Origin of the sequence: Microcoleus sp. PH2017_09_SFU_O_A (assembly GCF_020738625.1) — a bacterium.
In the GTDB taxonomy this organism is placed as follows: Bacteria; Cyanobacteriota; Cyanobacteriia; order Cyanobacteriales; family Microcoleaceae; genus Microcoleus.
The window spans coordinates 6,490-15,761 of sequence record NZ_JAEQCF010000137.1 but is presented as its reverse complement, the minus strand read 5'-3'; the positions used below and the strand labels follow the sequence as shown (position 1 = coordinate 15,761).

Below are 9,272 nucleotides of genomic sequence, written 5' to 3'. Positions count from 1 at the left end.
CCCGGCGGTTGGAAACCCGGCGGTTGGAAACCGCGTCTACACAGACAAAACCCGCCTCCGCGGGTTGAAGAAAAGGCGGTGAAATTACGTTATCTTCTTCAGTCCGCGGAGGCGGACATCGTTTGTGTAGACGCGGTTTCCAACCGCCGTCTTATCTTTGCAACAACCCCCAAAACCCCCAACCATGATAAAATAAACCCGACATTATTCACAACTCCCCAACAATGGAAGAAAACCGCGCCCAAGCCTACCTAGAACTAATTCACACCCTGCTGAATTGCCCCAACGGATCGGAACCCCAGATATTACAAGATAACTCAGAATTGTTGGATGTCGAATTTCTGGAAACTTGCGAGTTGGTAGCCGAAAAAATGGCACAGCAAGGAGGACAAAACGGCGCTGATTTCCTGCGAAATCTGATCGGCCAGTTATCACAATTAATCGATATCAACGATGGCGATAACTCCGTAGGTGAAAATGCCCAAGAGTATGCAAACTTTATTTTAGAGTTATTGCAAGCAGAAGATGGTAGCAATAGCAATACAGCAGTAATTCACCCGATGCTAGCCGAACGACAACATCTTCTCAATGCTCGTTTTTCGGAGATTTTAGAGCAAGTATTGCAGAGGTTAATTGGTGGCGAAAATGCCCAAACTATTGAGTCAATTGTCAGCCTCGTTGAAGACTTGACCATTAATATTAGTAATTTTTCCGGTGGGAATAGAGCGAATAATATTGAAATTGCCATTGCCGCTTATCAACTTGTTTTAAATAATCGGCAACCGGGAAGCGAAAAGTTTGCTCAAACTCAAAACAACTTAGCTGCTGCCTATATTACCAGAGTCAAGGGTTCGCGGGCGGAAAATGTGGAAATGGCGATCGCGCTTTATGGCTCTGTTTTAACAGTCTACACCCTTGAGGCTTTCCCGGAAGATTGGGCTATGGCTCAAAATAACCTAGCTGCTGCTTACGCCAACAGAATCAACGGTTCGCGGGATGAAAATATCGATCGCGCGATCGCATTTTTTGACGCTGCTTTAACTGTTCGTACCCCTGAAAAGTTTCCTGAAGATTGGGCAATGATTCAATATAACCTAGGTAATGCCCATAATGACAGAATCAACGGTTCGCGGGATGAAAATATCGAAAAGGCGCGATCGTTTTATGAGGCAGCTTTAACAGTATATACCCGTGAGGCTTTCCCTGAATATTGGGCAATGATTCAAAAGAAGCTGGCTAATGCCTAATGTGAGGCTACTTTAACAATCTCAGAAACCGGGTTTTTTCCGATATCTTCGCCTCGCATCGAATATCCTCGCAAAAACCCGGTTTCTCGCCACCACCGACAATCTCAGAAACCGGGTTTTTTCCGATGTCTTCGCCTCTCATTGAATATCTTCGCAAAAACCCGGTTTCTCGCCACCACGCACAATCTCAGAAACCGGGTTTTTTCCGATATCTTCGCCTCCCATCCAATATCTTCGTAAAAACCCGGTTTCTCGCCACCACCGACAATCTCAGAAACCGGGTTTTTTCCGATATCTTCGCCTCGCATCGAATATCCTCGCAAAAACCCGGTTTCTCGCCACCCAGCAAACCAACCCCAACTATGATAAAATAAAACATAGGTGTTATTCACAACTCTCCACAATGGAAGAAACCCGCGCCGAAGCCTATCTCCAATTAATTCACACCCTACTGAATTGCCCTAACGGAGATGAACCCCAGATATTACAAGATAACTCAGAATTATTGGATCGCGGATTTCTGGAAACTTGCGAGTCAGTAGCGGCAAAGTTGGCAGCACAAGGAGGTGAAAATGGCGCGAATTTCCTCCGAAATCTGGCCAGTCACCTAGGGCAATTCATCGATATGAACGATGACGGAGATAGCAATAACTCTCAAGGTGAAAATTTCCAAGAGTATGCCAACTTTATCCTAGAATTATTGCAAGCAGAAGAAGCTAGTAATAGCGATATTAAAGTAATTTACCCCATGCTCGATCAACGGCAACATCTCCTCAATAGCCGTTTTGCCGAGTTTTTACAGCAGGTATCCCAGAGGTTACTTGATGGCGAAAACGCAGAAACAATTAGCTCAATTGTCGCCCTCATTGAAGATTTGAGTATTCATATTAATCAATTTCCCCGTGGGAATAGAGCGAATAATCTTGAAATTGCCATTACTGGTTATCAAATAGTTTTAAATAATCGGGAACCGGGAAGCGAAAAATATGCTCAAACTCAAAATAACCTAGCTGCTGCTTATAGTAAAAGAATCAAAGGTTCTCGGGCGGAAAATCTGGAAGGGGCGATCTTTTGTTACCAAGAGGCACTACAAGTTCGTACTCGCGAAGCCTTTCCCCAAGATTGGGCAACGACGCAAAATAATCTGGCGGCTGCCTACTATTCCAGGATCAAAGAAGATAAAGCAGACAATATTGAAAAGGCGATCGCATCTTTCACTGCCGCACTGGAAATCCGCACCCGCAACCGCGATGACTTTCCCAAAAGATGGGCTGAGACCCAAAATAATCTAGGAGAAGCTTACCGTCACAGAATCAGGGGAAAGCGGGAAGAAAATATCGAACGGGCGATCGCATTTTACAAGGCCGCACTGGAAGTTTACACCAGTGATAACTTTCCCAAAAGATGGGCTGAGACCCAAAATAATCTGGGAGAAGCTTACCGCGAAAGAATTAGGGGAGAGAAAGCAGACAATATCGAACGGGCGATCTCTTTTTACAATGCCGCCCTGGAAGTCTTCACCCGCGAGGCTTTTCCCGAATATTGGGCAACGACGCAAAATAATCTGGCAATTGCCTACTGCCAAAGAATCAGGGGAGAGAAAGCAGACAATATCGAACAGGCGATCGCTTTTTACAATTTGGTTTTACAGATAAGCACTCGCGAGCACTTCCCGTTAGAAAACGTAGAAACTTTAAATAACCTGGGCTTGGCTTATCTGAAGAAACTAGACTACATTAACCGAGAAAAACCAGAAGACACAAACCAAAAAGCACCAACTCTCCAAAGTGCCTACGATACCTTTAAAAATGCCATAATCAGAGCCTCCAAACTACGAGAGTTGGAGTCGGGAGATGAAACTAAGCAAAAACACGATTTGGAGTGGGATAAACTCTACATGGGCATGGTGCAAGTATGCCTCGATCGCCAAAGCAACCAAGAAGCACTCTTATATGCCGAAGCCAACAAAGCCCGCAACCTTGTCGAAGTCATCGCCCAAAAACAGGAAACCCCCCAAGTCCTAAAACCCATTACTTTCACCGAAATTATCCAACTCCTCACCCCAGACACCGCCCTAATTGAGTGGTACATCACCGACAAAGAAATCATCACCTTTGTCCTCACTTACCCCGACGTGCTGACAGTGCATCGAAATCCTCAATGCGATGAATTAATCAACTTAGTTAATGACTACCGGGCCGACTACAAACAAAGCAAAACCCACTGGCAAACCAAACTCTCCGACTATCTCCAGCGTCTTGCCGAAATCCTCCAAATCACCACAATTCTGCCCTCACAAAGTACCCGCTTAATCCTAATTCCCCACTGGTTGCTGCACCTGTTCCCCCTCCACGCCCTACCCCTAACCGACGACGAATTCTTGTTAGATAGATTCACCCAAGGGATTCAATACAGCCCCAGTTGCCAACTCCTGCAACAGATTACAATCCACCCAAATTTCGACCAACTCCTGGCCCTGCAAAACCCCACCTCGGATCTTCCCTACACCGATTTGGAAGTCGCCAGCATCGCCCCCAAATTCGCCATCAGTCAAATTCTTCCGGGCTCGGAAGCGAGTAAAACTAATCTTTTGGAACAGTATTTAGAGCAGTTAGAAAATGCTCATTGCGCGCATTTTTCCTGTCACGGTTCGTTTAATGCTGATGAGCCGCTGAAGTCGTTTTTGATTTTGTCAGGGGGTATCATTGAAGATTTAGGGGGATCGGAGCGTTATGTGGAATGGCGCGCAGGCAAAACAGCGGATATTGACAAATGCCTGACTTTAGCTGAAATTTTCGGACTGCGATTCAAACAGTGCCGCCTAGTGGTGCTTTCCGCCTGCGAAACCGCGCTAATTGATACGCAGAATCGCTCCGATTATATTGGATTACCGACGGGATTTCTCTACGCGGGAGCAATGGGAACTTTGGCCAGTCTTTGGGCTGTCAATGACCTCTCGACTGCCTTGATGATGGTAAAATTCTATGAGGTACTGCAACCTGGAGTTAGCATTGGTCAAGCCCTCCATGATACCCAGCGCTGGTTTAAGTCTGCTATTACTTCAGATTTGCTAGTATGGGTGGAAGGTTCGGATAGTTTCGATGGAGAGCAAAAAGAAGATGTTACAGAATATCTGGGACGTTACAAACCGACTGTAAAACCCTACGGCGATGTTTATCATTGGGGAGCGTTTTGTGCTATAGGTTTATAATGTGAATGTGCAAATATTGTAGGGGCGGGTTCACCAACAATCTCCGATAAAAACCAAAGATTTCATAAACCCGCCCCGGCTATGATATAACGCACAATCTATTTGTACAATAGAATTGCGATCTAAATATTTCGGTGGGGTGGGGGCGGGTTTTTATAATCCATCGATGGGTGTCAAATATTTCGGCGAACCCGCCCCTACAGCACTTGGGATTATGATACGATCGTGAATGAATAGGGTATAATTCAAAGAAAGATTAAATTCGATCGATGAAAACCGACAGCCTATTTTACAGCATCTTCCAAGAATTTCCGTTTATTTTCTTTGCCCTGCTGGGTATACCTGCCGATGCTACAAACCAATACCAATTCACATCCCAAGAAGTCAAACAATTAGCCTTTCGCCTAGATGGTTTGTTTCTGCCAATTGTCGCAGATTCTCAACTACCATTCTACATTGTGGAAGTCCAATTTCAACCAGACCCAAATCTGTACTATCGTCTATTTGCCGAACTATTCATCTATCTCAAACAGTACCAACCGCCGCACCCTTGGCAATTGGTAGTCATTTACCCAAATCGGCAAACAGAAAGAGAAAGTGACATCCACTTTCAGGAAATGCTGGCACTCCCAAAAATCACCCGCATTTACCTGGATGAACTTACCCAACCAGAAACAGCATCTCTACCGATAAAATTACTTAAACTGGTAATCGAACCAGAAAACACGGCCTCGGATTTGGCTATAAATTTAGCCAGACAAGCCGAAACCGAAATAGTGAATATCGCAGTCAGAGAGAGCTTCATCAACTTACTAGAAACTATCATTGTTTACAAGTTACCCCAAAAAACCAGAGAGGAGATTGCCGCCATGTTTAACCTCAGTGAGTTAAAGAAAACCAGATTCTATCAAGATGTTTTTGCGGAAGGACAAGCTGAAGCAGAAGCTCAATTACAAGCTGAAGCTAAACAACGAGAAAAAGCTGCAATCCTCAGAATGTTTAATGTGGGATTAATTACAGAACAAATTGCTCTATTCTTAGACTTGCCGGTAGCTGAAGTAGCAAAGATTGTCACTGAAGCTCAACAAAAACAAGCTGAACAAAATTAATCAAAATTTGGTGGGGGCGGGTTTACGAGATTATTGGTTTTTGGTAAAACCCGCTCCTACAGCACTTGACATTGTACATCCATTTTTGAGGTAAACTTATGATGAAAACCCTGATTTTGTCGGAAATCTATAACGCGATTACCAAAGCCCCAGAGATTCTGACTCCGCCATTTATTGAAGAATTACTCAAGACTGTTTTGCCGATAGCTGAGTCTGATGCTACTGATAAAGCAGTTAAAGAAGCTATTAATAAAGTCTATCAAAATTTTCCCGAAGTAGCAGAGCAGATTGCCAATCTGACTCGCAAAAATCTTGATGATGCAGAACCGGAAGTCACACCGGGCTATGAAACACTCACCAATAACTATCCTGATATCAAAAAGCTAGAAGCAAACTTAAAACAACGCATTCAACCACCCTCAATTCCCCCCGCACCAGATGCTAAAAATTGACCATCCCCAAGTCTATATCTACAGCTACCAACTCAGCAGCAAAAGTAAAACTGATGTTGACTCAATCTGGACTTGGGCAAATAGTATCTGGCAATATTTCAGTCTGGACAAAACCAAAGTTTTTTCTCAAGCAAACCTCAGTTATCCCCTCACTAAACCCAACAAATTAGAGCATTCAAATCAAATCGATGGTTCCTTAAGATTTTGTCGCATCGATGATAGTGAAGGTATCTTAGCGAGAATTGGCAGCCCAGAAACTGACGAAAACAAAGACTTAGAAGTCGCAGCATTAACACAATTCAATGTTAATAATCTTTTGGTTGCTGATAGTCATGAAAATTGGCTAGGACAAACTATTTTGATTACTTACAAATCAAAAACTTATCAACAGCCAAGTGACAATGACTTTCGCAAAGTTGCAGATGAATGTTTAAAACATCTTTTCCCAGAAGAGTCTGTGCGTCCACCTTTTTACCGTGATACTAAGTTATTCGATTCTCCGATGTTTGAGTATAGTTCTCCCAAAAGTCAAGTACAGGTATTTGTTTATCTGGTTGATGATGACATTGAGGGAAAATTAGGGAAGATTGTTCAACCTTTGTTTGAACTGTTTTATCACCGCCATAAAATCACCAAAGCTTTTATTGATAGTCGCAGAAATTACGATCTACTTAAGGAACGATATTTAGAGATTGAGCAAACAATCGAAAAGCTAGAAGCAAAAATCACCGAGGTAAGTCGGATTGAATTGTCAACTGGAGTTGATTCGAGGCAAAGTATTAATATAGATGAATCGTTAAAGTATCTAAAAACCAAACTAAAAGAGTTACTTCGAGAAAGCTTGAATTATGAAAGAGCTTTGGAATGTTTAGAAGATTTTAATAACACGATTAATATTCATGTTTACAACTATCAAGAAAAGTTGTTGCAAATTAGCGATAAATTGCAGATACCAACTGATGATTTGACAACGTTCAAGTTTTTCATTGATAGAACTTGTCCGTATTTTCAAGAACAAATTAAGGGCGATTTAGGCTATTTCAAACATGGCACTGATTTGATTAAGATTGCGGTGGAGTTGGTGGGAGGAATTGTCGATATTGAACAAGCAGAATGCGATCGCTCCCTAGAAAGAAAAATTGAAATACTCGGTACTGGATTAGGCGCTGGAGGCATTGTGGTGTCTGCGGTTGCGAATTATGTAGAGAGAGACATAGTGTTCAGAATACCTCAAAATGGCGATCGCATTCATCCGGCCCTAGCTAGTCTGTTGTGGAGTCTCCTGGCTGTCATCCTGGTTTCTGGATTGATGGGTTGGATTAATGGTGCGTGGAAAATTAATGGTAGATTGAGATTGTTTGGGCGTAAATCTGTTGCACAATTACCCAATTCCCAAAGTCAACCAGTTAATGATATCTTGCGGGAGGTGGAAGAAGTGTCGAATCATGAACCAGGCGGTTAGAAACCCGGCGGTTAGAAACCGCGTCTACACAAACGATGTCCGCCTACGCGGACTAAGATCAGATATGATTCAGAAGTGTTGAAATCCCCGATCGCTCTCCAATCTAATATCACCATAAATACCACTGCTATCAGTCAACCAAATATCTGTGCTATCGGTAGTCATGCCGATAATCGCGGCTCCATTTCCGATTTTTTCTACTAATAACTCAGCATTTGCGATCGGCAAAAATAGCACCAACTCAAAATCTTCACCACCGTACAACGCCCAATCCAGAGCCTTTTCAGCGGATACGATTTCGCTTAAACTAGGGGGAATTGGTATTTTCGTGCGATCGACTTTTGCACCAACACCGCTAGCCCGACAAACCTGAATAATTGCATCCGCTAAACCGTCGCTACTGTCCATTCCGGCGATCGCAATTGGGGAATTAACCCCCCCCGGCCCCCCCTTGGTAAGGGGGGGAGAATTAACGCCTACCTTGCTAAGGGGGGGAGAATTCAAATCTTGCTTCCCCCCCTTACCAAGGGGGGGACTGAGGGGGGGTTCTATCTCACCTTCACAACCCAATATCTCCCAAAGCATCGGCAAAACATCCAACCTCGGTTTAGGCCGCTGATGAGCGAGAATTAAAGAAGTTCGATCGCCCTTTTCCAGATTTAGCCCAAATTCAGGATTCAACAACAACTCCAATCCCGCGCGAGAAGCCCCGTGCACACCAGTAGCCACAATCGCCCAATTCTCCCGCGCATTTGACCGACGAATGGTACGATTTTCCTCAACCTGTCCCAAAGCAGTAATCGAAATTGTCACCACGGGCGATCGCACCACATCCCCACCGGCGATCGGCGTATGATACTCTTGCAGACAAGCCGTCATCCCCCGATAAAACTCTTCCACCCACTCCACAGCCGTATCCGCCGTCACAGCCAGGGCTACAGTCACCGCCAGAGGCTTTGCACCCATCGCAGCCAGATCCGACAAATTCGCGGCTGCGGCGCGCCATCCTGCGTCATAAGGGCTGGTGGTGCGATCGCTAAAATGCACTCCATCCACCAACATATCCGTCGTCACCGCCAGAGATTGGTGAGGATTTGTCGGAAGTACAGCGCAATCATCACCCACAATTTCGGCGGGACAGAATTTTTGTAATATTCTTAAAAGACCTTGTTCTCCGATATCTTTAATCAGCATTAAATTAGTTAAAAGCCACTAAATATTATTAGGAAACTGACAACTAACCACTGACAACTGTCAACTGTCAACTGTCAACTATCAACTGTCAACTGCATTACCATTCCTTACCAGAACTCGGCGGCAAGCGCAACCTCGGAAACCGATAAAAAGTATCCCCTTCATCATCCACCTCTAAAATCGCCGAAAAAATCTTAACTTGTCGGTTTAAATACTGCTGAGCCACTTCAGCCTCAACCCTAGCGCTAGCCGCCAATTGAATCAGCGACATCTGACTGTTTTGACTTTCCAACAACTGATAAAAAGCCTCATCCAACTGTCGTTTTTGCTTGCTTTCATTCAGATTGTTGACAATCAACAAGCCTGCGAATCCGCCCAAACCAATTACCAATAAAAATTCTAAAATTGCCATAAAAGCGTTATAATTGCTAGTTGGAATAACGAATCTCAGTATATCAAAAGAATGATGTTAATTAAATTTCAACTAATCTGATTAACTCTTCCAGCCCGCGGAGGCGGTCTTTGTTAGTGTAGAAGCGATTTAAATCGCCGTCTTTGTTTGTCTTTCTTCCAGCCCGCGGAGGCGGTCTTTGTTAG

At 44.0% G+C, this 9,272-nt stretch carries 9 protein-coding genes; 6 read left to right on the top strand and 3 right to left on the bottom strand.

The window, feature by feature from the left end; translation table 11 throughout:
- Together JGK16_RS31225 and JGK16_RS31220 are read left to right on the top strand one after the other, a co-directional pair.
- A partial coding sequence (locus JGK16_RS31225) for a hypothetical protein (RefSeq protein WP_293193766.1) occupies nucleotides 1-255 on the top strand: 255 nt, incomplete at its 5' end.
- Entirely contained in the window at nucleotides 225-1,247 is a 1,023-nt protein-coding gene (locus JGK16_RS31220; RefSeq protein WP_293193764.1) for a tetratricopeptide repeat protein, read from the top strand. The genes JGK16_RS31225 and JGK16_RS31220, both read left to right, overlap by 31 nt.
- Before the next feature lie 104 nt (nucleotides 1,248-1,351).
- On the opposite strand, the gene JGK16_RS31215 is transcribed toward JGK16_RS31220, so the two are convergent.
- Entirely contained in the window at nucleotides 1,352-1,639 is a 288-nt protein-coding gene (locus tag JGK16_RS31215; protein WP_293193762.1) for a hypothetical protein, read from the bottom strand.
- Between the two features lie 11 nt (nucleotides 1,640-1,650).
- Between JGK16_RS31215 and JGK16_RS31210 the strand changes: the two genes are divergently transcribed.
- From JGK16_RS31210 to JGK16_RS31195, 4 genes are all read left to right on the top strand, one after another.
- Nucleotides 1,651-4,458, top strand: coding sequence for a CHAT domain-containing tetratricopeptide repeat protein (locus tag JGK16_RS31210; RefSeq protein WP_293193760.1), 2,808 nt, complete (start codon nucleotides 1,651-1,653; stop codon nucleotides 4,456-4,458).
- Between the two features lie 269 nt (nucleotides 4,459-4,727).
- The gene (locus JGK16_RS31205; RefSeq protein WP_293193758.1) at nucleotides 4,728-5,567 is read left to right on the top strand and encodes an Rpn family recombination-promoting nuclease/putative transposase; all 840 of its coding nucleotides are present in this window, start codon (nucleotides 4,728-4,730) and stop codon (nucleotides 5,565-5,567) included.
- Between the two features lie 98 nt (nucleotides 5,568-5,665).
- Nucleotides 5,666-6,019: a hypothetical protein gene (locus JGK16_RS31200; RefSeq protein ID WP_293186774.1), complete on the top strand. Its 354-nt coding sequence runs from the start codon at nucleotides 5,666-5,668 to the stop codon at nucleotides 6,017-6,019.
- Nucleotides 6,006-7,481: a hypothetical protein gene (locus tag JGK16_RS31195; protein WP_293193756.1), complete on the top strand. Its 1,476-nt coding sequence runs from the start codon at nucleotides 6,006-6,008 to the stop codon at nucleotides 7,479-7,481. The genes JGK16_RS31200 and JGK16_RS31195 overlap by 14 nt, the downstream gene beginning before the upstream one ends.
- 69 nt (nucleotides 7,482-7,550) lie before the next feature.
- On the opposite strand, the gene thiL is transcribed toward JGK16_RS31195, so the two are convergent.
- Together thiL and JGK16_RS31185 are read right to left on the bottom strand one after the other, a co-directional pair.
- Nucleotides 7,551-8,675 carry a thiamine-phosphate kinase gene (gene thiL, locus JGK16_RS31190; protein ID WP_293193754.1) on the bottom strand — a complete coding sequence of 375 codons (1,125 nt, stop codon included), beginning with the start codon at nucleotides 8,673-8,675 and terminating at the stop codon, nucleotides 7,551-7,553.
- A 97-nt stretch (nucleotides 8,676-8,772) separates the two neighbouring features.
- Entirely contained in the window at nucleotides 8,773-9,087 is a 315-nt protein-coding gene (locus JGK16_RS31185) for a hypothetical protein (RefSeq protein ID WP_293193752.1), read from the bottom strand.
- Between the last annotated feature and the right edge of the window lie 185 nt (nucleotides 9,088-9,272).